This is a genomic window from Mycolicibacterium monacense (assembly GCF_010731575.1).
Lineage (GTDB): Bacteria > Actinomycetota > Actinomycetes > Mycobacteriales > Mycobacteriaceae > Mycobacterium > Mycobacterium monacense.
Genome location: NZ_AP022617.1, coordinates 5546602 through 5570052 on the forward strand (window position 1 = coordinate 5546602; position 23451 = coordinate 5570052).

The following is a 23451-nucleotide window of genomic DNA, read 5'->3' on the forward strand; positions in this document are numbered from 1 at the left end:
GGTGCGAAATTGTCAGGTGCTGACAGGCGCCGACAAGCATCCGGTGCCGGATGGCGAATGAAGAATTGGAGCAGGATCCAGTTGGCTGACGGTAGCCCAAGAGGCGGAAACGGCGGCGGTGAGCCGCCGGCGCGAAGAGCGAACGGCAGCGTGCGGCGACTCGTCATTGTCGAGTCGCCGACGAAGGCGCGCAAAATCGCCGGTTACCTGGGCTCGAATTACATCGTCGAATCGTCGCGTGGACACATCCGCGACCTGCCCCGGGCCGCCGCTGACGTGCCCGCGAAGTACAAGTCGGAGCCGTGGGCCCGCCTCGGCGTCGACGTCGAACACGACTTCGAACCGCTCTACATCATCAGCCCGGACAAGAAGAGCACCGTCGCGGATCTGAAGGACAAGCTCAAGAACGTCGACGAGCTCTATCTGGCGACGGACGGCGACCGCGAGGGCGAGGCCATCGCGTGGCACCTGCTCGAAACGCTCAAACCGCGCATCCCGGTCAAGCGGATGGTGTTCCACGAGATCACCGAGCCCGCGATCCGTGCGGCCGCCGAAGACCCCCGCGACCTGGACAACGACCTGGTCGACGCGCAGGAGACCCGCCGCATCCTCGACCGCCTCTACGGCTACGAGGTCAGCCCGGTGCTGTGGAAGAAGGTGGCGCCGAAGCTGTCGGCCGGACGCGTGCAGTCGGTGGCGACCCGGATCATCGTGCAGCGCGAACGTGAGCGCATGGCGTTCCGCACCGCCGGCTACTGGGATGTGAGCGCCGAACTGGACGCCAGCGTCTCCGATCCGCAGGCCACCCCGCCGACGTTCACGGCGAAACTCAACAGCGTCGACGGACGCCGCGTGGCCACCGGCCGCGATTTCGACTCGCTCGGTCAGGTGCGCAAACCCGACGAGGTGCTGGTTCTCGACGAGGCCGCCGCCGGGGCGTTGGCGGCGGGTCTGCAGGCTGCGCAGCTGTCGGTGTCCTCCGTCGAGCAGAAGCCCTACACGCGCAGGCCCTACGCACCGTTCATGACCTCGACGCTGCAGCAGGAGGCCGGCCGCAAGCTGCGGTTCTCGTCGGAGCGCACGATGAGCATCGCCCAGCGCCTGTACGAGAACGGCTACATCACCTACATGCGTACCGACTCGACCACGCTGTCGCAGTCGGCCATTGACGCCGCGCGCAACCAGGCCCGCCAGCTCTACGGCGAGGAGTATGTGCACCCGACGGCGCGCCAGTACACCCGCAAGGTGAAGAACGCGCAGGAGGCCCACGAGGCGATCCGCCCCGCGGGGGATGTGTTCCAGACCCCTGGGCAGCTGCACGCGCAACTCGACACCGACGAGTTCCGGCTCTACGAGCTGATCTGGCAGCGCACCGTCGCCTCGCAGATGGCCGATGCGCGCGGCACCACGCTGTCGCTGCGCATCGCCGGGGACTCGCGGGACGGTCAGTCGGTGGTGTTCTCCGCCAGCGGGCGCACCATCACCTTCGCCGGCTTCCTCAAGGCCTACGTGGAGAGCATCGACGAACTCGCCGGCGGCGAGTCCGACGACGCCGAGAGCCGCCTGCCGAACCTGACCCAGGGGCAGCGCGTCGACGCCAAGGAGCTCACCCCCGCCGGGCACCAGACCAGCCCGCCCGCCCGCTACACCGAGGCGTCGCTCATCAAGGCCCTCGAGGATCTCGGCATCGGCCGGCCGTCGACCTACTCGTCGATCATCAAGACCATCCAGGACCGCGGCTACGTCCACAAGAAGGGCAGCGCGCTGGTCCCGTCGTGGGTGGCGTTCGCCGTGATCGGGTTGCTGGAACAGCATTTCGGCCGTCTGGTGGACTACGGGTTCACCGCCGCGATGGAGGACGAACTCGACGAGATCGCCTCCGGCACCGAGCGAAGGACCAACTGGCTCAAGAACTTCTACTTCGGCGGTGAGCACGGCGTCGGCGATTCGATCGCGCGCGCGGGTGGGCTGAAGAAGCTGGTCGGCGTCAACCTCGAGGAAATCGACGCGCGAGAAGTCAACTCCATCAAGCTCTTCGACGATGCAGAGGGACGTCCCATCTACGTGCGGGTGGGCAAGAACGGCCCCTACCTGGAGCGGATGGTCGCCGACGAGGAGAACCCGGGTGAGCTCAAACCCCAGCGCGCCAACCTCAAGGACGAGCTGACGCCGGACGAGTTGACCCTCGAGCTGGCCGAAAAGCTGTTCTCCACACCGCAAGAGGGCCGCACGCTGGGTGTCGACCCGGAGACCGGACACGAGATCGTCGCCAAGGACGGCCGCTACGGGCCGTATGTGACCGAGGTGCTGCCGGCGCCTCCGGAGGAGCCGGAAGACGGTGCGCCTGCGAAGAAGGGCAAGAAGCCGACCGGTCCCAAACCGCGGACCGGTTCGCTGCTGCGCACCATGGACCTCGAGACCGTCACGCTCGACGACGCACTCAAACTGCTGTCGCTGCCGCGGGTGGTGGGAGTCGATCCCAACACCGGTGAGGAGATCACCGCGCAGAACGGCCGGTACGGGCCATACCTCAAGCGCGGCACCGACTCTCGGTCGCTCGCCACCGAGGAGCAGATGTTCACCATCACCCTCGACGAGGCGTTGAAGATCTACGCCGAGCCGAAGCGCCGCGGCCGGCAGGGCGCGGCGACGCCGCCGCTGCGCGAACTGGGCGTCGACCCCGTCTCGGAGAAGCCGATGGTGATCAAGGACGGCCGCTTCGGGCCGTACGTCACCGACGGTGAGACCAACGCCAGCCTGCGCAAGGGCGACGACGTCATGTCGATCACCGATGCGCGCGCCTCGGAACTGCTCGCCGACCGGCGGGCCCGCGGACCGGTCAAGAAGAAGGCCGCGGCCAAGAAGGCGCCGGCGAAGAAGACCGCGGCCAAGAAGACCGCGGCCAAGAAGGCGTCCGCCAAGAAGGCGTAGTTCTCAGCGCGACAGATCGCTGATCTCGCGCGGCGACATCAGGTTCACCGGGCGGGCCAACTGGGTCGGCGCGATGCGGCCGCGCAGTTCGACGGTCTCACCGACGTCCCAGCACAGCGCCTCGGCGTCGAGCGCGCCGCTCACCGCGATCGCCGACGCCAGGACGTGGCCGGGTTCGAGTTTGGCGAGTTCGGTCAGCCGCGCGGCCTCGTTGACCGGGTCGCCGATCACGGTGTACTCGAAACGGGCCTGGGCGCCGATGTGGCCGGCGATCGCGCGCCCCGCCGACACCCCGATGCCGAATTCGGTCTGGCCGAGGACCTTGATGAGCTCGTCGTGCAGTTCACGAGAGGCCGCCAACGCCGCACCGCACGCGTCCGGATGCTCGATCGGCGCGCCGAAGATGGCCAGTGCCGCGTCGCCCTGGAATTTGTTGACGAACCCGCCGTGGCGGTTGACGGTGTCGACGACCACCCGGAAGAAGTCGTTGAGCAGGTTGACCACGTCGGCCGCCGGGATCGTCGAGGCGAGCTGAGTGGAACCGACCAGATCGACGAACAGGACGGCCACGTCGCGCTCCTGGCCGCCGAGTTCGGTGCCGCGTTCCAGTGCCCGGCGCGCGACGTCCTCGCCGACGTAACGGCCGAACAGGTCGCGCAACCGCTGCCGTTCGGACAGGTCGCGGACCATGTCGTTGAATCCGGCCTGCAGCAGGCCCAGCTCGCTGGCGTCGTAGATCTGCATGTGGGCGTTGTAGTTGCCGCGCTGCACCTCACCGAGCGCCCAGCGCAACTGGCGCAGCGGATCGGCGATCGACATGGCCACCAGGACGGTGCCGGCCAGCCCGATCACCAGTGCGGCGATGGCCAGCAGCAGAATCGGCATGGTGAGCCGGTCCGCGGGCGCCTCGAGGATGTCGAACTGGCTGGCCACCAGCGCGAGCACGATGGCCAGCACCGGCACACCCGTGGACAACACCCAGGTGAGAACCTGGCGCAGAACGACGCCGGGGGCGCGGAAATTCTCCGGGACGCCGCCGCGCAGGGCGGCCACGGCGACCGGGCGCAGCACCCGCTCGGACTGCAGGTAGCCGATGATCGCGGTGGCCGTCGCGCCCAGCGCGGTGGCGACGGCGACGACCGGCGCGGACTTACTGGCCACCGGCCAACTCGCGACGATGAACACGATCGAGCCCAGGCACCAGTTCGCGACGCTGATGACGGTCCGATAGAAGGGCATGCGCAGGGCACGCGCCCGGGCCAGGTCGGTGGTGCTGGTGTCACCGTCCGCCAGCAGCGTGTCCCGCCGCTGCCACCGGATGACGGGGATGAGCAGCCGCAGGCTCAGATACGCGCCGACGGTGAACGAGACGAACAGGTAGCCCAGGAAGATCGCGAGGTTGAACGCGGGCAGGTCCTGGAGTTGGACGCGGTCCTCGGGCGGCAGGCCGAACCGCAGGAAGCCGAGGACGAACAATGCGCCGATGATGTCGGCCTGCAACATGCCCAGCGTGAAGACCGGCCACGGCGTGCGCGCGACCCACCGGACGAATGCGCTGATTCGCCCGATCGGTATCGCCTCCGAAGCCACCCGTTTACCGTATCGGGCGAAGGTGACCTTGAGCGCCGCTGTCAGCCAGTTGTGTCGGTCTGACCACTACTGTTGGCGGTGATGGCCGGAGTTTTTTCCCGTTTGGTGGGTCAACACGCTGTTGAGGCGGAGTTGGTGGGTGCCGCACAGGCGGCCCGTGGTGATGCCGCTCACAGTGCCTCGGCGACGGGGACCATGACACATGCGTGGCTGATCACGGGTCCGCCCGGGTCCGGGAGGTCGATCGCGGCGCTGTGTTTCGCCGCAGCGCTGCAGTGCACCTCCGAGGGGGTCCCCGGCTGTGGGGATTGCCGGGCGTGCACCACGACGATGGCCGGTACGCATGCCGATGTTCGCCGGATCATCCCCGAGGGGCTGTCGATCGGTGTCGACGAGATGCGTTCCATCGTGCAGATCGCCTCGCGGCGGCCGGGGACCGGCCGGTGGCAGATCGTGGTCGTCGAGGACGCCGACCGACTCACCGAGGGTGCGGCGAACGCGCTGCTGAAGGTGGTCGAGGAGCCGCCGCCGTCGACGGTGTTCCTGTTGTGTGCGCCGTCGGTGGACCCTGAGGACATCGCGATCACGCTGCGGTCGCGCTGTCGGCACGTCGCGCTGGTGACGCCGTCGGTGGATGCGATCACCCAGGTGCTCATCGAGGGTGACGGCATGTCGGAGGAGGAGGCCCGCTGGGCGGCGTCGGTGAGCGGCGGGCACGTCGGCCGGGCGCGCCGGCTGGTGGTCGACGAGCAGGCGCGTGACCGGCGCAAGCGGGCGCTGAGTCTGGCGCGCGACGCGGCCACCCCGTCGCGGGCCTACGCCGCGGCCGAGGAGTTGGTGGCCTCGGCGGAGGCCGAGGCCAAGGCGTTGACCGTGGACCGCAACGAGACCGAGGCCGAGGAACTCCGCACGGCACTGGGAGCTGGCGGTACCGGGAAGGGCACCGCGGGCACCATGCGCGGCGCGACCGGGGCGATCAGGGATCTGGAGAAGCGGCAGAAGTCGCGCCAGACGCGTGCGTCGCGCGATGCGCTCGACCGGGCGCTGATCGATCTGGCCACCTACTTCCGGGATGCGCTGCTGGTGTCATCGGGGGCGGGGCATGTGCAGGCCAACCATCCGGACATGGCGGAGAAGGTCGCCGCGCTGGCGGCGCATGCGCCCCCGGAGAAGCTGCTGCGCTGCATCGAGGCGGTGCTGGAGTGCCGCGAGGCGCTGGCGGTCAACGTCAAGCCGAAGTTCGCGGTCGATGCGATGGTGGCCACCGTCGGACAGGCGTTGCGGGACTGACTGCGGGCGTTTTTGGCGACCGGTGGGCGCTGCCGTAGACTCGTGCCGCCCGGTCTCGGGAGCTTGCTCCTCGCAAGCGCTCGTCGGCCGGCACGCCGCCTTAGCTCAGTCGGTAGAGCGATTCACTCGTAATGAATAGGTCAGGAGTTCGATTCTCCTAGGCGGCTCTCTTTTTACGCCGAGCGCACGGTTGTTGACGCGCCTACTCGGTGTTTGCGTACGACAACCGTGCAGTCAGTGCTCAAGCCCCTTCCAACACCTCGCGGGCCGCGGTCAATGCCGAGTTGGCGTTGGGGAACCCGGCGTAGCCGCTGGCGTGATAGATGACCTCGGCGATCTCGTCTTCGGTGAGGCCGTTGTTGAGGCCGATCTTCACGTGGGCCTTGAACTCGTCGGTGGCGCGCAGGGCGATGAGGATGCCCATGGTGACGAGGCTGCGGTCGCGGCGGCTGAGACCCTCTCGCGTCCAGAGGCGGCCGAAGATGCTGTCGACACCGATCTCGATGAGCTCGGCGCCGAAGCGGCCGTCCTCGGTGAAGTCGGTGCCCTCGGGGATTTGGCCGCCGAGGAGTTCACGGAGGACCTGGAGACCCTGTTCGCGCGTGTCAGTCATGGGCTACAGGGTGACACGGCTATTTCGGAGCCGCGGAAGTCGGCCGGGGCGGCTCCTGAACGAAGGGCTCGGGCTTGAAGGGATCGCACACCGCGGCGACCTGGTCGGGAGTCAGATCGGTGAGAACGCCGGAATCCATGAGCAGCCAGCGCGGTCCTGATGGTGTCGAGCCGTCGGCCGCCGGCTGTGCGGTCCACTTCACTCGCGGACGCCACAGTGACTCTTCGACAGGGGTCGGCTTGACGAGGGTGCCGTCTTCCTTCATGGCGTAGAGACCTGGAGTGTCATAGAGACAGATCGAGACCTCGACATCTTCGCCAGGCAGTACCCGAGCCGCCACCGCGCGGTGCAATGCCGCGCCTGTCTGCCCGGCGTAAGTGTCCGGGATTCGAATCCGCGGTCCATCTGCCTGCGATGCGATTCTGCTGCGGTATCTCTGGTAGAGCGCTTCCTCGTCGGGATCGTTGCTCAGCCGCTCATCGACTGACATCTGGAGGGCGAATCTGGCAGCGTCGTCGAGGGGGGGCTCGAGCGGCACAGCCACGTCGGTCCGAATCTCAAACGGCGGGTAGGGAAATGGAGGCGGTGTCGACGTGGACGTTTCGGTCGATCCGCCGTTGCCTGTCTGGCAAGCTCCCATGGGCAGCGTCAGCAGGCCGGCTGAGATGAGAACCGCTACTCGAGTCAAGATCGTGCGCTCGGTCATGCTGAATCCTATTCGACGACAATCGAGTAGCTCTGCCCGTAATCCATGACGTACTGAGTCAAACCGCGACCGATCATGTACTCCTGCAACTCATTCCACTGGGGAGTCCCAACGGCCAGACTCGCCACGTCAACCGGTTGCCCGTCGGGACTCAAGCTAGGGGGCAGTTGTCCGGCTCTGAACGCCGCCTCGACCACCGCTTGCTGCGCTTGCCGGGTGGACGCGGCTTCCAAGTTGGCCGCCTCAGGGACCTTTATCTCTTGGTATTCCGGTTTGTCGATCCACTCCTTGATCGCGTCTTCGACCGCTTGACCGGGATCGGCGCCGGTGACATCTAGTGCGATGCCGGCGTGCGGAATCTTGCCGGAGATCTGGTCGGTGGCTACCCCGGCGAGTTCGGCCCCGAGAAGCTTCGCTCGGTACACCGCATCGTTGGCGTCGACATCGGTTTTCACGACGTCGTTCTTGTGATCGACCGCCCCGAACATCGCGTCGTCGATACGGCCGGAGAGCGCGCCTGCGGCACTGTTGGCAAGGTGGTCGCTCAAGTTGCCCGGGTGGCCGCGCAACGCTGCCTCGAGTTCGTCGATGCGATCTCTCTCGGCCGCGTTCGCAAGGGTTACCCGGCCGTCCTCAGAGTAACTACCCAGTTCGAGCAGCCGGTTGCCGTCTGCGGCAGCGAAGATGGGATTGCCGAGTGAGTCGAGCTTGGTTTCTGCGAAGCCCTGCTGACTGCCCGGAGCCGACAGGGAGTCGGTGTTCTTCGCGAGAAGCTGGCTCATCTCCGTGGAGATGGCGTCGTTGCGGGCGAACGAATCGCGCATGGTCTGGTACACCGGATCGGTGTCGCTCGGGGCCAGCAGGTCCGGAATCTCGGTCATTGCCAACCGAGCTCGGTCGCCGAGTGGGTCGCCGATCGGACGCTGCGAATCCTCGGTCATCCAGTCGAGAAGAGTCGCCGCCCCGTTGCCCTCGCCGCCGCTCTGCGACCAGTCATGCCCCATGAGGGTCCGGACCGTCTCGTCGCGGTTGTAACCGTCCGGCAGGTCGTCGCCCTGCCCGGTGAAGATCTGCGCCGAGGCGTCGTTGTTGCGTCCGGCAACTTCTGACAACGTGTTCGCCGCCCGCTCATAGGCTTCCGGTGGCGTATCGGTCATCCCGTAGCCGCCCACCGAGTACTCGACCATATCCGCTGACTTCATGTACATCTCGGTACCGAGCCTCGATCCGGGCTGAAACCCCGGATTGGCCTCGCCCATCAATTCGCTGAACTGAACGACGTCGGCGACGTGCTGGTTCTTGGCCTCGGTCGGCCCCAATGTCTCCCATCCGGGATACGTCGGATCCCCGCGGCGCACCTCGAGCATCTCGCGCAGGTCGGGTGGCAACTGGTCGTAGCCGCCACGGGAGGCGATCGAACCGTCCGGGTCGCGCTCGACGATGTTCTCGTTGCTCGCGACCGTGAGCCCGTTGGCGAGTCGGTCGCGCTGTGCTCCAGCGTCGGTGTCGCCGGCCGCTTCCTCGGATTCAAGGTGGCGGTCCAGGGTGAGCAATCCGTCCTTGCCCGCGGCCCGATAGAAGTCGCGGTAGTAGTCCTGGGTCTCCTTCGGGATGGTGTCGACTTCCCGGCCCTCCGCGAGTGCGGTCTTCTGTTCGTCCGTCAGCGAGGTCGGGGGGAGATTGGCTGCGACACGATCAAGGACCGCGGGGTCGCGTTGTGCAGGTGGAAGGTTCGCCTGTTCCGCGAGCGCCTCGCCGTCCTTGGTGCCCTCGTCCGTGTCGCCCTCGTCCTTCTTCTCGTCCTCCTTGACGCCCAGCGCCTCGGCGTCGTCCTTCTTCTCGTCCTTCTCGCCGCTGCCGAACTTCTGTTCGTTTCTGATCGCGTCGAACTCCGGCCCGAGCTTCGCGAGGTTCTGCGCGACCGTGTTCGACTCGGCGTTCGTCTTCTGCACGACCTCGGAAAGCTGCCCGAGCCCACGGTTGGCGATCTGCATGAGGAACATGTCGCGCTGCTTGCCGGGCGGCACGCTGTTGGCGGCGTCGGTGACCCACTGCCGCACCTGATCGAGGTTCCGCCTGCCGGTCGCCACCACCTGCGCCGACTGGTCGACCTGTTGGGCGATCCTGCGGTCCAACTCCGCCAACCGCGTGAACACGGTCTGATGGTCGGTGTTGGCCTTGTCGTAGTTCGTCGCCGCGGCCCCCGACCACTTCGAACCCGGCGCCGCCGCCGTCACCCCGGACCCGAGGTCGGTCAGCTGCGGGCTCTTGTCGAAGTCGGCGCCCGGCTGCGGTGTGCCCTGGCCGAACGTTTGCCGCGCGTTGTCCCAGGTCGTGTAGAAACCGTCGAGGGCGCTCACCGGCATCCCACCCCGCCCCGCCGCAACGTCATTTGCCCAGTATCCCGTACCCCGGACTACCTCGGCGCCACAAATCCGACCGGACCGGGCGATATGCACACCGACAGCGCCGCGGTGCTCGCGCTGACATTGATTGCGTCACCGGCGCCCGGCAACCGCACGAACACCCGATTCAGCCCCGGCCGCACCGGAACCTTCACCTCCGGACCCTCCGACAACGCCATCATCAACGACCCGTCGCTGTTCGCCAGGTAGTTGATCTCGGCCGTCCAGTCCGCGGGCAGCAGCGGCCCGTCCAGCGGCATCCGCACCGGGAAATCCGGCTGCACCAGATACCCGCAGTTGGGCTCCGGCCCCGGCCGGATGGCCCGCACCCACGTCACCAACGCGTCGACCACCTGGCCCGACGGGTCCAGCATCCGCAGCTGTGTCGTACTCGGCGCGAACTCCGGTCGATCGTCGAACAACGCGAACATGTGGCTCGCCAGGTTCTCCGGCGCCGCCACCCGCTGCAGGATGAGCGGGTCGACCTCCTGGTCGAGCATCGGCTCGTCGACCCCGGCCAGCCCCGCCCGGGCATTGGCCACGTACGCCGGCACCGGGCTGTCCCGCCAGATCCGGTGGAACGTCACCGTCGAATACAGGCTGCTCACCACGAACGCGCCCACCAAAGCGACCACCACCGCGGTTCTGCGCCGCGACGCGTCCAGCCGCCGCGCGCCCGCCCGGTTCGGTGCGCAGAACCCGACCGCCATCAGCAGCGCCAGCACCACCACCAGATCCGGCAGGTACCGCAGCGTCTGCGCCAACTCGAGTGCGGTGAACCGCGACGACCGCATCAGGTAGATCGGCACCTGGCAGGCCACCGCGTACCCGACCGCCACCGCCCACACCGGTCCGATCCGCTGCTTGCGGGCGAACGACACCGCGACGACGACCGCCCACGCCGCCCACCCCAGCACCATGACCGTCGCCGGTGGCGTCGCCCACGGCGACGCCGGCGCCCACCGCTGCCAATCCCACGGTCCGCCGACCAGACCCGGCACGATCGCGTGGGTGATGGACCGCGCCAGCAGATCCCACGTCATCGCCAGATCGAAGCTCCACCGCTTCTGGTCGACGACCAGCAGATACACCCCGACCCAGGCGGCCGTCACGGCCAGCGCCGGCACCCAGAGCCGAATCCCGCGCCGCCACACCGACACCACCGCGCCACGGTCCCCGGTGACATGCGCCAGGAGCGCGGCCACCGCGAACGCGACGAACGGGATCACCGCCGCCTTCTCGAAGAACAACAGCCCGCCGACGTACACGGCCAAAGCCGTCACCGCGTAGCGCCGGCGCCCCGTGCGCACCAGCAGAATCGCGTCCGCACACACCCACGCCAACGCCGCCAGCATCGGCAGCGAGTTCAGCGCCGCCGCCCACCAGGCGAATCCGGGCACCGCCAGCGGTGTGAACAACGCGAACGTCAACGGCAGCAACAGAACCGGACGCCATCCCAGGATGACGTGCAGTGTCCGCAGCAGCGCCAGCGACGCCAGGAGCTGCAGGACCACCAGGCTCAGCGCCGGCAGCACCCACGACCACGGCGCGACCCGGGTGATCGCCCCGGACAGCAGGAACGCCGCCGGCATCACGTGCCCGTCGTGATCGTCGAACAGGAACGACGGCGACAACAGCCCCTGGGTGCCGGCCCGGCCGATCAGGATCAGGTCGTCCCAGTAGAAGTAGCCGCCGAACGCCAGCACCGCCCGGACGACCAGGTGCACCGCGATCAGGCCGACGGCGGCGCGGGCAACACGGTTCAGGACTGTCCCGCTCCCGGATAGGCGGCACCGGCCGCCTGGCGCGCCGCCCACGCCGAGGCCACCATGTCCTCCAGCGAGTGGCGCATCTTCCAGTCCAGGTCCCGTGCGGCGAGGTCGCCGTTGGCCACGATCCGCGCCGGGTCTCCCGGCCGCCGCGGCATGATCTGCGGCTCGAAGTCGACGCCGGTGACCGTGCGGATGGCGGTCATGATCTCGCGCACCGAGGTGCCCGCCCCGCTGCCGAGGTTGTACACCGGTTCCACCGGTTCGCCTCGGGTGAGCCGACGAGCCGCGGCGACGTGCGCCAGCGCGACGTCGCCGACGTCGACGTAGTCGCGCACGCAGGTTCCGTCCGGGGTGGGGTAGTCGTCGCCGTTGATGCGGGGTGTGTCGCCGCGGTAGAGCATGTCGAACACCAGCGGGAACAGGTTGTGCGGGCTGGTGTCGAACAGCGCGGTCGAACCGGAGCCGACGACGTTGAAGTACCGCAGGCTGGTGTGGCGCAGACCCGACGCACGGCCCACGTCGCGCAGCAGCCACTCGCCGATCAGCTTGGTCTCGCCGTAGGGCGATTCCGGGGCGGTCGGCGTGGACTCGTCCACCTGATCGACATCCGGGGTGCCGAATGTGGCTGCGCTGGAGGAGAACACGATCTTGTCGACGCCGACGGTCTCCATCGCCTGCAGCAGCGTCACCATCGCCGACACGTTCTGCTCATAGGTGTGCAGGGGCCGCTGGACCGACACCCCGGCGTACTTGAACCCGGCGATGTGGATGACGCCGGTGACCTCGTGTTCGCGCAGCGCCTGTTCGACGAGGGCGCCGTCGAGCAGGGTGCCGCGGACGAACGGCACGGACTCGGGTACGAACTGCTCGAGCCCGGTGGACAGGTCGTCGATCACGACGACCGGCAGGTCGGCCTCGGTCAACGCCCGGACGACGTGCGAGCCGATGTAGCCGGCGCCGCCGGTCACGAGCCAGGTCATGGAGCCCTCCTTCGTCGAGAACGCAGGATATGCGTGCGGTCCGGTGCGCCCGCAAGTCCGGCGAGGTGCACGGCGATCCCGACCAGCGGACCGCACAGCAACGCAACCACGGTCCTGGTCTCCAGGTCCAGCGGCAGCAGCAGCAACAGCACCGCCGCCACCGTGGCGCTCACCCACCCGAGCGCGTACGTGCGGTGCATGGCGGCGGCGACGGTCGCCGCGCCGGTCAAAGTCAGCAGCGCGATCGCCACCGCCGCCGTCGTCAACCACGCCAGCAGCGCGCCGTCGGCCTGGTACTGCTCGCCGAACCCGGCGCGCAGCAGCCACGGCCCGAGCAGTCCCGCGGCAATCACGCCGAGCGTGCCGAGTCCCAGCACCAGCGCCGACGGCGCCACCAGGGCGCGCGGGCGTGCGCTGCGCTGGTCGACGAAGTGGGCGATCAGGTTGCCCTGCATCGCCGTCAACGGCACCAGCAGCGGCGCCCGGGTCAGCGTCACGGCCAGGATCACCACCCCGCCGGTGGCGCCGAGATCGTCCGACGTCGCCTTGAGCAGGACGGGGAACCCCATCACCAGGACGGCGCTGGCTCCCGCGGCGGCGATCGAGTGCGCGGCGCCGCGCAGGAACGTCGTCGTACTGCCCGGCGTGCGCAGGCGCGCGGCGGCCCGGGTGGCGGGGGAACAGACGAGCAGGAGCAGCCAGGCGATCGCCCCGCCGACGGTGGCCCACAGGAATCCGCCAAGACCCCAGCCGACGGCGAACGTCGCCACGGCCACCAGGACACGGATCACCGCGTCGGTCACCATGAGCGCCCCGTACTGCGTCCAGCGGTTGACGCCGGCCAGCATGCCGAGCAGCGTCGCGTGCACGCAGAACCCGGCCAGTCCGGCGCTGAGCAGCAGCACCGACAGCCACCGCGCCTCGACGAACACGCGGCCCGCCCACAGCGGCGCCGTCACCACGATGAGGACGGCGGCGACGACGCCCACCACCGCGCCGATCCGCACGGGGTGGGTGTGCGGACCGTCGCCCGCGTGCTCCACCCGGGCGTCGCGGACCTCCCGCGTCGCCTCCTGCAGCAGGCCGAACGCCGCCCCGCTGGCCAGACCGAAGGCCCCCCAGAACACCCCGAACACCGAAAAACCCTCGGGTTCCAGGTCGCGGGCCGCCAAATAGAGCACCGCGTAGCCGCACAGCGCGGTCACGGCCGTCGCGATGCCGACCCGCGCCACGCTGCTCCGCGTGACCGGGCCGGTCGACGGCGCCGCGTCGGTCACAGCTTCGGCAGATCCTCGGCGTAGAGCCAGGCATCCCACAGCGGGCGCAGTGACTCGTCGGCGTAATTGGCTGCCAGACCGGTGAAGTCGTCGGTGAACGCCGTGCTGTGACGGTGTCGCGCCGTCCAGTCCCGCAGCAGGGCGAAGAACTTCTCGTCGCCGATGCGGGTGCGCAGCACATGCAGGGTCAGCGCGCCGCGTTTGTACACCCGGTCGTCGAACATGTCCTTCGGACCGGGGTCGGCGAGCAGGAGGTCCTGGGGCAGATCGGTCAGCCGTTCGTGGTAATGGTGAGCCCATTCGTCGGCGCTGCGGCCGCCGGAGTTCTCCGACCACAACCACTCCGCGTAACACGCGAAACCCTCGTGCAGCCAGATGTCGCGCCACCGGCGCACGGTGACCGAGTTGCCGAACCACTGGTGGGCCAACTCGTGTGCGATCAACCGCTCGGCCCTGCGCGTGCCGTCGCAATGGTTGGCGCCGAAGATCGAAATACCTTGTGCCTCAAGGGGTATCTCGAGGGCGTCGTCGGTCACCACCACGGTGTAGCCGCTCGCCAGCGGGTACGGTCCGAACAGCTTCTCGAACAGTTTCATCATCTGTGGTTGGCGGCCGAAGCTGTGGTCGAAGTTGCGGCGCAGCCGGGCCGGCAGGGCGGCCTGGATGGGCACCGGCGACTTCGCCAGCTTGTGCACGTCGTACATGCCGATCTGCAACGTGATCAGGTACGTCGAAGTCGGTTCGGCCTGCTCGTAGGTCCACACGGTGTGACCCGCCCTGGCGCGGCGAGACACCAACTCGCCGTTGGCGATCGCGCGGTACGGGCTGTCGGTGCTGATCTGGATGCGGTAGCTGGCCTTCGCGCTGGGGTGGTCGTCGCACGGGAACCACGAGGATGCGCCGTTGGGCTGTCCCGCGACCAGTGCCCCGTTCGTCAGCTCCTCGAAACCGACGTCGCCCCAGAGGGTTTCGATCGGTTCGGGGGTGCCGCCGTACCGGACCTCCACGACCAGCGCCGCGCCGGCAGGCAACGCCGAGGACAACTCGACCCGCAGCTTGTCGTTCGCACAGGAGAACCGGGCGGGTCGGCGGCCGTTGACCGCCACCTTCGTCACCCGCAGGGTGTCGGCCAGATCCAGGGTGAAGGTGCGCAGCGCAGCCAGCGTGACGGCCGTGATCGACGCCGAACCCGACAACCGGTTGATCGCGACCTTGTACTCCAGGTCGAGTTCGTACCGCGACACCCGGTACCCGAAGTTGCCGGTCTCGGGCAGGTAGGGGTCGATGACGGCCGGGGTGTTCTTCCCCTTCTTCGACCGCGTCACGCGGCCGAGTCCTCGGGGTCACGGGCGGCTTTCTTCTTCTTCGCCGACGCCTCGCCGCGCTTCTTGCGCAACGGATTCCACGGCGCGATCGGATTGCCCTGCCAGCGGGTCGAGGCCGGGACCTCGTCGCCGCGCATGACCAGCGAGCCCGGTCCCACCGTCGCGCCCGCGCCCACCCGGGCCGCGGGCAGCGCCACGCAGTGCGGTCCCAGCGTGGCCCCGTCCTCGAGGACGACGGTGTCCATCCGCATGATGCGGTCGTGGAACAGGTGGGTCTGCACCACGCACCCGCGGTTGACGGTGGCGCCCTCGCCGAGGGTGACCAGATCCGCCTCCGGCAGCCAGTAGGTCTCACACCAGACGCCGCGGCCGATCTTCGCGCCGAGGCCGCGCAGCCAGAGGTTCATCACCGGTGTGCCACTGGCGGCACGGGCGAACCACGGCGCGGCCACCGTCTCGACGAACGTGTCGGACACCTCGTTACGCCATACGAACGACGACCACAGCGGGTGCTCGATGGCCTCGATCCGTCCGATCACCACCCGCTTCGCCAGCACGGCGACGGCGCCGGCGACCGCCCCGGCCACCATCAGGACCACTCCGCCCAGGACTGCGGCCCACAGGTAGCCCAGGTGAAACACCAACGCCTGCAACGACAGCAGCACTCCGACCCCGATCGCGAACGTGACGATCACCGGAATCAGCCGGCACGTCTCGACCGCACCGCGCATCGCCTTCAGTCGGGGGGTGGGGTGGAAGGTGCGCAGCGCGTCGGCGGCGGTGGGCCGGCGGCGCAACCGGACCGGCGGACTGCCCAGCCAGGAGGATCCGGCCTTCGCCTTGCGCGGTGTCGCCGACAGCACCGCCACCAGACCGTCGTCGGGCACCTTGCGGCCCGGCTGGGTGATGCCCGAGTTGCCGAGGAAGGCGCGCCTGCCGACGGTGGCCTTCGCGACGTGGATCCAGCCGCCGCCCAGTTCGTAGGACGCGACCATGGTGTCGTCGGCGAGGAACGCACCGTCCTCCACGACGGTGAACTTCGGCGTGAACAGCGCTGTGGAGATCTCGGTGCCGCTGCCCACCTGCGCGCCCAGCACGCGCAGCCACCACGGGGTCAGCAGGCTGGCGTAGAGCGGGAACAGATAGTTGCGGGCGGCGTCGAGGAGCCGCTCGGTGGCCCACACCTGCCAACCGATCCGGCTGCGCACCGGGTGGTAGCCCTCCCGCAGTCCGAGCGACAGCAGCCGCACGCCCGCCACTGTCAACGCCGCGTAAAGGAGCACCGCGACGACCGTGGCGACCGGCGTCCACAGCAGCGCCGGAAGGATCGCGTCGGACACCGACGCGGTGTCGCGCACACCCCAGCCGATCACGGCCAGTCCGGCCGCGAGCGCGAGCAGCGGCAGCCCGCCGAGCAGCATCGATGTCAGCCCGTAGACGGCCACCCACAGCGGCGCGCGCGGCGGGCGGTGACCCGGCCACGGGTGGCGGGCCTTCCCGGACTTCGCCGCCGGTGAACCCGTCCAGTACTGGCCGTTCTTGACCTTGCCGGTGACGGCCGACCCGGCGGCCACGTCGGCGTTCTTGCCGACCGCCGCACCGGGCAGCAGGGTGCTGCGCGCGCCGATGGTGGCGTCGTTGCCGATGGTGATGTGCCCCACGTGGAACTGGTCGCCGTCGATCCAGTGCCCGGACAGGTCGACTTCGGGCTCCACCGAGGAGCGGTGCCCGATCTTGAGCATGCCCGTCACCGGCGGCGCCGAATGCAGGTCGACTTCCTTGCCGACCGAATTGCCAAGCGCGCGAGCGTAGTAGACCATCCACGGCGCACCCGCGAGGTTCTCGGCGCCGCTGGCCGCGGCGAGTCGTTCGGCCAGCCACACCCTCAGGTGGACGGCACCGCCGCGACGGTAGGTGCCCGGTTGCAGGTTGCCCAGCAGCATGCGCGCGAACAGCACCGCGATGCCCATCCGGCCCACGGGCGAGACGAACAGCACGAAACCGGCCAGCACCACCCACCAGTTCGGCGGGACCGCCCACGACACCAACGGGAATTCGGCGGCGACGTTGTTCAGCAGCGCCAGCCACACGACCCACTGCAGTGCGGTCAGCGTGGCCAGCGGCAGCGTCAGCACCACCTGGGCGGCCTGCGTGAGCCGCGGTGTCGGTGCGACCTCGCGGGTCACCACCTGCGGCGGCGGGTCGAGTTCGTCGAGGTATCCGGCCAGCGACCCCAGGCGCGGGTGGTCATAGAGGTCGGCCACGGTCACCATCGGGTAGCGCTGCCGCAGCGCGACCACCAGCTGGGCCGCCGACAGGCTGCCGCCGCCGCAGGCGAAGAAGTCCGCCTCGGGGCCGTCGACCGGGGCGGCGAGCACGTCGTGCCACAGTCCGGCCAGCCAGCCCATCGTGCCGCTCATGGCGGGCGCCGCATCCTCGGCGCCGGCCACCGGCCAGGGCAGCGCGTCGCGGTCGACCTTCCCCGACGTGCGGGTGGGCAGTTCGTCGACCAGGACCAGGCGCGGGACCAGTGCCGCGGGCAGCGCCTCGGCGAGTGCGGCGCGGGCCGCGGCCAGGTCGAACGACGGATCCGCGCTGGCCACGTAGCCCACCAGCAGCGGTGTCCCGCTGGAGGTGCGGCGCGCCGCGGCCGCGCCGCCGCTCACCCCGGGCAGGTGCACCAGCGCCGCATCGACCTCGCCGAGTTCGATGCGCCGACCGCCGACCTTCACCTGATCGTCGGCCCGTCCCATGAAGTAGAGACCCTCGGCCTCCAACCGCACCAGGTCGCCGCTGCGGTACGCGCGGTCCCAGCCGAGAGTCGGCATCGGGGCGTACTTCTCGGCGTCTTTCTCCGGGTCGAGGTAGCGGGCCAGCCCGACCCCGCCGATCACCAGTTCGCCGACCTCGCCGAAGGGCACCGGCGCACCGTCCTTGTCGACGACCGCCAGATCCCAGCCGGGCAGTGGCAGGCCGATGCTCACCGGCGACCTGCCGTCGAGCCGGGCTGCGCACGCCACCACCGTCGCCTCGGTCGGACCGTAGGTGTTCCAGACCTCCCGTCCCTCGACCGCGAGCCGTTCGGCCAGATCCGGGGGGCAGGCCTCCCCGCCGAAGATCAGCAGCCGGACCGCTTCGAGCGCCTCGGCAGGCCACAGCGCCGCGAGCGTCGGCACCGTCGAGACGACGGTGATGTCGCGGGACACCAGCCACGGCCCCAGATCCATACCGCTGCGCACGAGCGAGCGCGGTGCGGGCACCAGGCAGGCGCCGTGCCGCCACGCCAGCCACATCTCCTCACACGAGGCGTCGAACGCGACCGACAATCCGGCGAGCACCCGGTCACCGGGGCCCAGCGGATTGTCGGTGAGGAACATCTTGGCCTCGGCGTCGACGAAGGCGGCGGCGCTGCGGTGGGTGACGGCCACGCCCTTGGGGACGCCGGTGGAGCCGGAGGTGAAGATGATCCACGCGTCGTCGCGGCTGAGCGGCGCGACCGCGCGCCACCCGCGCGACGATCCGGGCCCGCGGACCAGGCCCCGCTCTGTGATGACGGCGACCACGTTCGCCTCGGTGAACACCAGTTGTGCGCGCTCGTCGGGATCGTCGGCGTCGACGGGGACGTAGGCGGCGCCGGTGGCCAGGGTGGACAGGATCGCGACGTACAGCGCGTAGGTGCCAGACGGCATCCGGATGCCGACGCGGTCACCCCGCCCGATTCCGCGGGCGGCCAGCCACTCGACGCTGTCCTCGATGTCGGCGATCAACTCGGCGTAGGTCAGCTGGACGGTGCCGTCGTCGATGGCGGGAGCGTCGGGATGGCGGGCGGCGGTCTCGTGGAGGATGTCGACGAGGGTGCGTGGCGCGGCGGCGAACGTGGACTGGAGGTACTGGTGGGGGAGGCCGGCGCCGGGAACCGCTGCTGTCACCACTTCAAACTACTAAGCAGCCCGCCGGACGGACCCCGCGGCGCGAGCGGTGGGGGGTGACAATTGCATCAAGGCGGGTACCCACCGAGAATTCGCTTCAACGGACCCCGATTGGCCCGGCCGGCACCGGCCGGGCACAATTCTCATCCGGAGGGGAGTATTCCTTCGCCGCGGTGTCGTCATTACGTCGTCCGTCATCGGACGACCGGTGCTGCGGGCCGACGCGTCGGGCGTCGGCGGAAGAGACCTCCGGCGTGTTAGACGACCGGAGGTATATCGAGTGAACGTTTCCGCCCTGGAGTGGGGCATCACCATCGCGGTCACAGTGGCGGTGCTGCTGTTCGACGTGGTGGCCATCGCGCGGCGTCCCCACGAGCCGTCGATGAAGGAATGCTCGATCGCGCTGTCGGTCTACGTATCGCTGGCCATCGCGTTCGGGGTCTGGGTGTGGGTGTTCCACGGCGGCGACTACGGCCTGGAGTTCTTCGCCGGTTGGCTCACCGAGTACAGCCTGTCGGTCGACAACCTGTTCATCTTCATCATCATCATGGCCAGCTTCAACGTGCCGAGAAAGTATCAGCAGGAAGCGCTGATGGTCGGCATCATCCTGGCCCTGATCTTCCGCGGCATCTTCATCGCGCTCGGCGCGGTGGCGATCAACCAGTTCTCCTGGGTGTTCTACATTTTCGGGCTGTTCCTGGTGTACACCGCCTGGAATCTCGCCAGGGACACCGACCATGAGGACGACGGCGACAACGCCGTGGTCAAGTTCGCCCGCAACCACCTGACGCTCACCGACAAGTGGGACGGTCTGAAGCTGTGGATCAAACAGGACGGCAAGCGGCTGATGACGCCGATGTTCCTGGTGATCGTGGCGCTCGGCACCACCGACCTGATCTTCGCGCTGGACTCGATCCCGGCGATCTTCGGTCTGACGCAGGAGCCGTATCTGGTGTTCACCGCCAACGTCTTCGCGCTGATGGGTCTGCGGCAGCTGTTCTTCCTGCTCGGCGGTCTGCTCAAACGGCTGGTGTACCTGTCGCAGGGCCTGGCGTTCATCCTGCTGTTCATCGGCGTGAAGCTGTTCCTGCACGCCCTGCACGAGAACGAGTTGCCGTTCATCAACGGCGGTGAGCACGTGAAGGTGCCGGAGATCCCGACGCTGCTCAGCCTGGCCGTCATCGTCGTCACCCTGGTCATCACGACCGTCCTGAGCCTGATGAAGACGCGGCGCCAGAGCACCGACGAGATCACCGAGGTGGACCCGAAGGCCGAGGACAAGATCGAGGACGACGGCGAGAAGTCCTTCGACTCCCGCTGATCCCAACCGTCGCCACCGCACCGGCAGCGGCCTACCGTGGCGTCCGTGCGGCTATTCGTGGCGGATCGTGGTGAGTGGGACGAGTTGACCGACGGCGACCGGGATGCGGTGCGGGTGAGCGCCCCCGATCTGCAGCAGGCCCGCCGGGCGCGCGCCCGGATCCGGGCCGGCGCGGACGACGTCGCGGTGATCCTCGATGTGACGGTCGCTGTGGGCGCCGACTTCCGGTCGGCGCGCACGGCCTTCCGCCCGGACGCCGACGGTGACGGCACCGTGCGGTATGCCGGCACCCTCGATGGGCTCGCCGGCCTGATCGCCGACATCGAGACGGCCGACGTCGCCGACGGCGTGACCCTGCTCGCCGCGGCGCCGCGGCAGGATCTGTGGGCGCTGGGCCGCGATGTGCTGGCCCGGCTGGCGTTGCGGGGTCAACCGCGGGCGTCGTAGCGCAGCTTGGACAGCCGCAGAACCGGCGGCTTAGCGTGCACGTATGACTCCGGCGTCCCAGACTCAACCGATCGGCCAGATGCTCATCGCCGGTGCGGCAGTGCGCGGTGTCGGGGCCGAGATCCACGGTTTCGACCCCACCGCGGGCATCGAACTCGGACCCGGATACCGCTACGGGGACGCCTCACACGTCGACGCGGCGTGCGCTGCCGCGGCCGCGGCGTTCGGGCCGTACCGCAGCACGCCCGCGGAAGCGCGGGCCCGACTCCTCGAGGCGATCGCCGACGGTCTCGTCGCGATCACCGACGACCTCGTCGCCCGCGCGCACGCCGAATCGGGACTCCCGCGAGCGCGGCTGACGGGTGAACTCGGCCGCACCGCCGGACAGCTGCGGCTCTTCGCCGCCGTGCTGCGTGAGGGCAGCTGGAACGGCGCGCGCATCGACACGGCCCAACCCGATCGCACCCCGCTGCCCCGTCCGGACCTCCGCCAGCGCGCCGTACCGCTGGGGCCGGTCGCCGTCTTCGGGGCGAGCAACTTCCCGCTGGCCTTCTCGGTCGCCGGCGGCGATACGGCATCCGCGCTGGCGGCGGGGTGCCCCGTCGTGGTCAAGGCGCACGACGCGCACCCGGGCACCTCCGAATTGGTCGGGCGGGTGATCACCGACGCGGTCGCCGCGTCCGGGCTGCCGCCCGGCACCTTCTCGCTGCTCAATCTCACGCAGGACGGCGCCATCACCCTGGTCACCGATTCGCGTGTCAAGGCGGTCGGGTTCACCGGTTCACGGGCCGGTGGGCTGGCGCTCGTCGACGCCGCGGCGCGCCGGAGGGAACCGATCCCCGTCTACGCGGAGATGAGCGCGGTCAACCCGGTGTTCCTGCTCGGCGGCGCGCTCGTCCGTGGGGCCGACCTCGGGCGGGCGTTCGTCGAATCGCTCACGCTGGGGTCGGGTCAGTTCTGCACCAACCCTGGTCTGATTGTCGCGGTGGACGGACCCGGGCTCGACGCCTTCATCGACGCCGCGTGCGAGGCGGTGGCCGGATCGGCCGCGACGGCGATGCTGACCCCGGGGATCGCAGAAAGCTACCGCGCCGGGGTCGAGGCGCTGACCGGGCAGGCGACGCTGATCGCCCGCGGTTCGGCCGACGGCGATGCCGCAGTGTCCTGCCGCGCCGCATTGTTCAGCACCGATGCGGTCAGCCTGCTCGGGTCGCCGACGCTGCAGGCGGAGGTCTTCGGAGCGTCGAGCCTGATCGTGCGCTGCGCCGACTTCGAGGAGCTGAGGACCGTCGCCGCCGGCATCGACGGACAGTTGACGGCCACCCTGCACGCGGACGAATCCGACCACGACCAGGCCGCTGCCCTACTGCCGATTCTCGAACTGAAAGCGGGCCGGATCGTGTTCAACGGTTGGCCGACCGGCGTCGAGGTGACCCATGCGATGGTGCACGGTGGGCCGTTCCCGGCCACCTCGGATTCGCGCACCACATCGGTCGGATCCCGGGCGATCGAACGGTTTCTGCGCCAAGTCTGCTATCAGAACGCACCGGCGGCGCTGCTGCCCACGGCCCTGGCCGACGGCAACCCGGAGCGCCTGTGGCGACGGGTCGACGGGGAACTCACCAGAGACTGACGACACTCCGCCGAACGACCTTCCTGACGTGCCTTCAGGCGTTCGGACTCAGGGACACCACGGTGATGTCCGGGGGTGCGCCGATTCGTACCGGCGGACCCCAGAAACCCGCGCCCCGGGTGACGTACAGCTGGGTGTCCGCGACGGTCGACAGTCCGGCGAGCGTCGGTTGCACGGCGCTGACCGCGTAGTGGAACGGCCACATCTGGCCGCCGTGGGTGTGGCCGGACAGCTGCAGGTCGACCCCGCGCGATGCGGCCTCGGACACCAGCACAGGCTGGTGCGCCAGCAGTATCGTCGGCCGGGTCGCGTCGACACCGGTCAGCGCACGGTCGAAGTCCGGTGCGTCGGAATGGTTTTCGCCCGCGAGGTCGTTGACGCCGGCCAGGTCGAACGCCGCGCCCGCCCGCCGGATCGCGGTGTGTTCGTTGCGCAGCGGTTGCACGCCGAGGCGTTCCAGCTCCCGCAGCCACGACAACGGATCCTCGACGAAATACTCGTGATTGCCCGTCACGAAGAACGTGCCGTCCGGGGCGCTGAGGTCGCGCAGCGGCTCGGCGGCCGCGCCGAGTTCGGCGACGGTGCCGTCGACCAGGTCGCCGACGATCGCCACCAGGTCGGGTTCGGCCTCGTTGATCATCCGCACGATGCGTTCGGTGTGCGCGCGCCCGGCCAGCGGCCCCAGGTGGATGTCCGAGACGACCGCGATGCGGAATCCGGTGAACGCGGGGTCGAGCCGGCGCAGCCGGACCGGGACGGTGAGCACCTGAGGCGGTCCCACCGCGGTGGCCGCCCTGAACCCGACCAGACCGATCGATGCCGCACCGGCCGCCGCCGCCCCGGCGCGGGCCAGGAACAGGCGCCGGTTCACCTCGGAGGTCGGTGCGGCCGTGTCGACCGCGGGCGGCGCGACGGCCTCGGTGCGCGTGCGGTCCCGCCGTCGGAGCCAGGCGCGGACGGCCGGCCGGACGGGTTCCAGCACCAGCAGTGTCAGCAGCAGGTAGGCGGCCATGCCGAACCACAGGTAGCCCGGCCAGGCGAACCACCTCGACTCCCGCACACCGATCACCCTGGGCAGGATCAGGGCCGCGAACAGCAGTGCCAGTAGCCCGAGCAGGACGGCGGTGAGGATCCGTCGGGTGCGCCCCGGGCCGGTGGTGTCTTTGACCAGCCGCTTCCACAGGTACAGGTGGATGAGCGCGAGGATGGCGGCGAGGACGACGAAGAACATG

At 69.3% G+C, this 23451-nt stretch carries 15 protein-coding genes and 1 tRNA gene; 6 read left to right on the forward strand and 10 right to left on the reverse strand.

The features are described from left to right. The first annotated feature begins 57 nt into the window (after window positions 1-57). Window positions 58-2931 (forward strand): type I DNA topoisomerase, encoded by a 2874-nt coding sequence (topA, locus tag G6N49_RS26640; RefSeq protein WP_011562173.1) that lies wholly within the window; start codon window positions 58-60, stop codon window positions 2929-2931. Between the two features lie 3 nt (window positions 2932-2934). On the opposite strand, the gene G6N49_RS26645 is transcribed toward topA, so the two are convergent. After that, complete coding sequence (locus tag G6N49_RS26645) at window positions 2935-4521, reverse strand: adenylate/guanylate cyclase domain-containing protein (RefSeq protein ID WP_064917347.1); 1587 nt, start codon at window positions 4519-4521, stop codon at window positions 2935-2937. 81 nt (window positions 4522-4602) lie between these two features. Here G6N49_RS26645 and G6N49_RS26650 point away from each other — a divergent pair, with 81 nt between their 5' ends. Together G6N49_RS26650 and G6N49_RS26655 are read left to right on the forward strand one after the other, a co-directional pair. Continuing rightward, window positions 4603-5811: a DNA polymerase III subunit delta' gene (locus G6N49_RS26650; RefSeq protein WP_083044868.1), complete on the forward strand. Its 1209-nt coding sequence runs from the start codon at window positions 4603-4605 to the stop codon at window positions 5809-5811. 94 nt (window positions 5812-5905) lie between these two features. Further along, a tRNA-Thr gene (locus G6N49_RS26655) sits at window positions 5906-5978 on the forward strand. A 74-nt stretch (window positions 5979-6052) separates the two neighbouring features. On the opposite strand, the gene G6N49_RS26660 is transcribed toward G6N49_RS26655, so the two are convergent. Genes G6N49_RS26660 through G6N49_RS26695 form a run of 8 tightly spaced genes read right to left on the reverse strand, consistent with a single transcriptional unit; the run spans window position 6053 to window position 18821 of the window. Beyond that, a complete protein-coding gene (locus tag G6N49_RS26660) occupies window positions 6053-6424 on the reverse strand; it encodes a carboxymuconolactone decarboxylase family protein (RefSeq protein ID WP_011857238.1) in 372 nt (123 codons plus the stop codon). Between the two features lie 19 nt (window positions 6425-6443). Continuing rightward, window positions 6444-7130 carry a hypothetical protein gene (locus G6N49_RS26665; RefSeq protein WP_064917349.1) on the reverse strand — a complete coding sequence of 229 codons (687 nt, stop codon included), beginning with the start codon at window positions 7128-7130 and terminating at the stop codon, window positions 6444-6446. An 8-nt stretch (window positions 7131-7138) separates the two neighbouring features. After that, window positions 7139-9496: a TPR repeat domain-containing protein gene (locus G6N49_RS26670; RefSeq protein WP_064917350.1), complete on the reverse strand. Its 2358-nt coding sequence runs from the start codon at window positions 9494-9496 to the stop codon at window positions 7139-7141. A 50-nt stretch (window positions 9497-9546) separates the two neighbouring features. After that, window positions 9547-11301: a hypothetical protein gene (locus G6N49_RS26675; RefSeq protein WP_110807656.1), complete on the reverse strand. Its 1755-nt coding sequence runs from the start codon at window positions 11299-11301 to the stop codon at window positions 9547-9549. Then, entirely contained in the window at window positions 11298-12287 is a 990-nt protein-coding gene (gene galE, locus G6N49_RS26680; RefSeq protein WP_064876357.1) for a UDP-glucose 4-epimerase GalE, read from the reverse strand. The genes G6N49_RS26675 and galE overlap by 4 nt, the downstream gene beginning before the upstream one ends. After that, complete coding sequence (locus G6N49_RS26685; protein ID WP_064876356.1) at window positions 12284-13564, reverse strand: polysaccharide biosynthesis protein; 1281 nt, start codon at window positions 13562-13564, stop codon at window positions 12284-12286. Before G6N49_RS26685 ends, galE begins: the two co-directional genes overlap by 4 nt. Continuing rightward, window positions 13561-14889: a M1 family metallopeptidase gene (locus G6N49_RS26690; RefSeq protein ID WP_011857232.1), complete on the reverse strand. Its 1329-nt coding sequence runs from the start codon at window positions 14887-14889 to the stop codon at window positions 13561-13563. The genes G6N49_RS26685 and G6N49_RS26690 overlap by 4 nt, the downstream gene beginning before the upstream one ends. Further along, window positions 14886-18821, reverse strand: coding sequence for a Pls/PosA family non-ribosomal peptide synthetase (locus G6N49_RS26695; protein ID WP_083044867.1), 3936 nt, complete (start codon window positions 18819-18821; stop codon window positions 14886-14888). Before G6N49_RS26695 ends, G6N49_RS26690 begins: the two co-directional genes overlap by 4 nt. A 277-nt stretch (window positions 18822-19098) precedes the next feature. Between G6N49_RS26695 and G6N49_RS26700 the strand changes: the two genes are divergently transcribed. The 3 genes from G6N49_RS26700 to G6N49_RS26710 are packed head-to-tail and all read left to right on the forward strand — an operon-like array spanning window position 19099 to window position 22219. After that, window positions 19099-20139: a TerC family protein gene (locus G6N49_RS26700; protein WP_064872396.1), complete on the forward strand. Its 1041-nt coding sequence runs from the start codon at window positions 19099-19101 to the stop codon at window positions 20137-20139. A 36-nt stretch (window positions 20140-20175) separates the two neighbouring features. Next, window positions 20176-20586: a hypothetical protein gene (locus G6N49_RS26705; protein ID WP_083044866.1), complete on the forward strand. Its 411-nt coding sequence runs from the start codon at window positions 20176-20178 to the stop codon at window positions 20584-20586. A gap of 43 nt (window positions 20587-20629) precedes the next feature. Beyond that, window positions 20630-22219 (forward strand): aldehyde dehydrogenase (NADP(+)), encoded by a 1590-nt coding sequence (locus G6N49_RS26710; RefSeq protein ID WP_083044865.1) that lies wholly within the window; start codon window positions 20630-20632, stop codon window positions 22217-22219. A gap of 34 nt (window positions 22220-22253) precedes the next feature. Here G6N49_RS26710 and G6N49_RS26715 read toward each other — a convergent pair whose 3' ends face one another. Then, window positions 22254-23450 carry a metallophosphoesterase gene (locus G6N49_RS26715; RefSeq protein ID WP_011857228.1) on the reverse strand — a complete coding sequence of 399 codons (1197 nt, stop codon included), beginning with the start codon at window positions 23448-23450 and terminating at the stop codon, window positions 22254-22256. Between the last annotated feature and the right edge of the window lies 1 nt (window position 23451).

Coding starts and splice junctions, on each gene's coding strand:
- G6N49_RS26670 (WP_064917350.1), bottom strand. CDS start 9,496: ATGCCGGTGAGCGCCCTCGACGGTTTCTACACGACCTGGGACAACGCG.
- G6N49_RS26665 (WP_064917349.1), bottom strand. CDS start 7,130: ATGACCGAGCGCACGATCTTGACTCGAGTAGCGGTTCTCATCTCAGCC.
- galE (WP_064876357.1), bottom strand. CDS start 12,287: ATGACCTGGCTCGTGACCGGCGGCGCCGGCTACATCGGCTCGCACGTC.
- topA (WP_011562173.1), top strand. CDS start 58: ATGAAGAATTGGAGCAGGATCCAGTTGGCTGACGGTAGCCCAAGAGGC.
- G6N49_RS26710 (WP_083044865.1), top strand. CDS start 20,630: ATGACTCCGGCGTCCCAGACTCAACCGATCGGCCAGATGCTCATCGCC.
- G6N49_RS26660 (WP_011857238.1), bottom strand. CDS start 6,424: ATGACTGACACGCGCGAACAGGGTCTCCAGGTCCTCCGTGAACTCCTC.
- G6N49_RS26715 (WP_011857228.1), bottom strand. CDS start 23,450: ATGTTCTTCGTCGTCCTCGCCGCCATCCTCGCGCTCATCCACCTGTAC.
- G6N49_RS26650 (WP_083044868.1), top strand. CDS start 4,603: ATGGCCGGAGTTTTTTCCCGTTTGGTGGGTCAACACGCTGTTGAGGCG.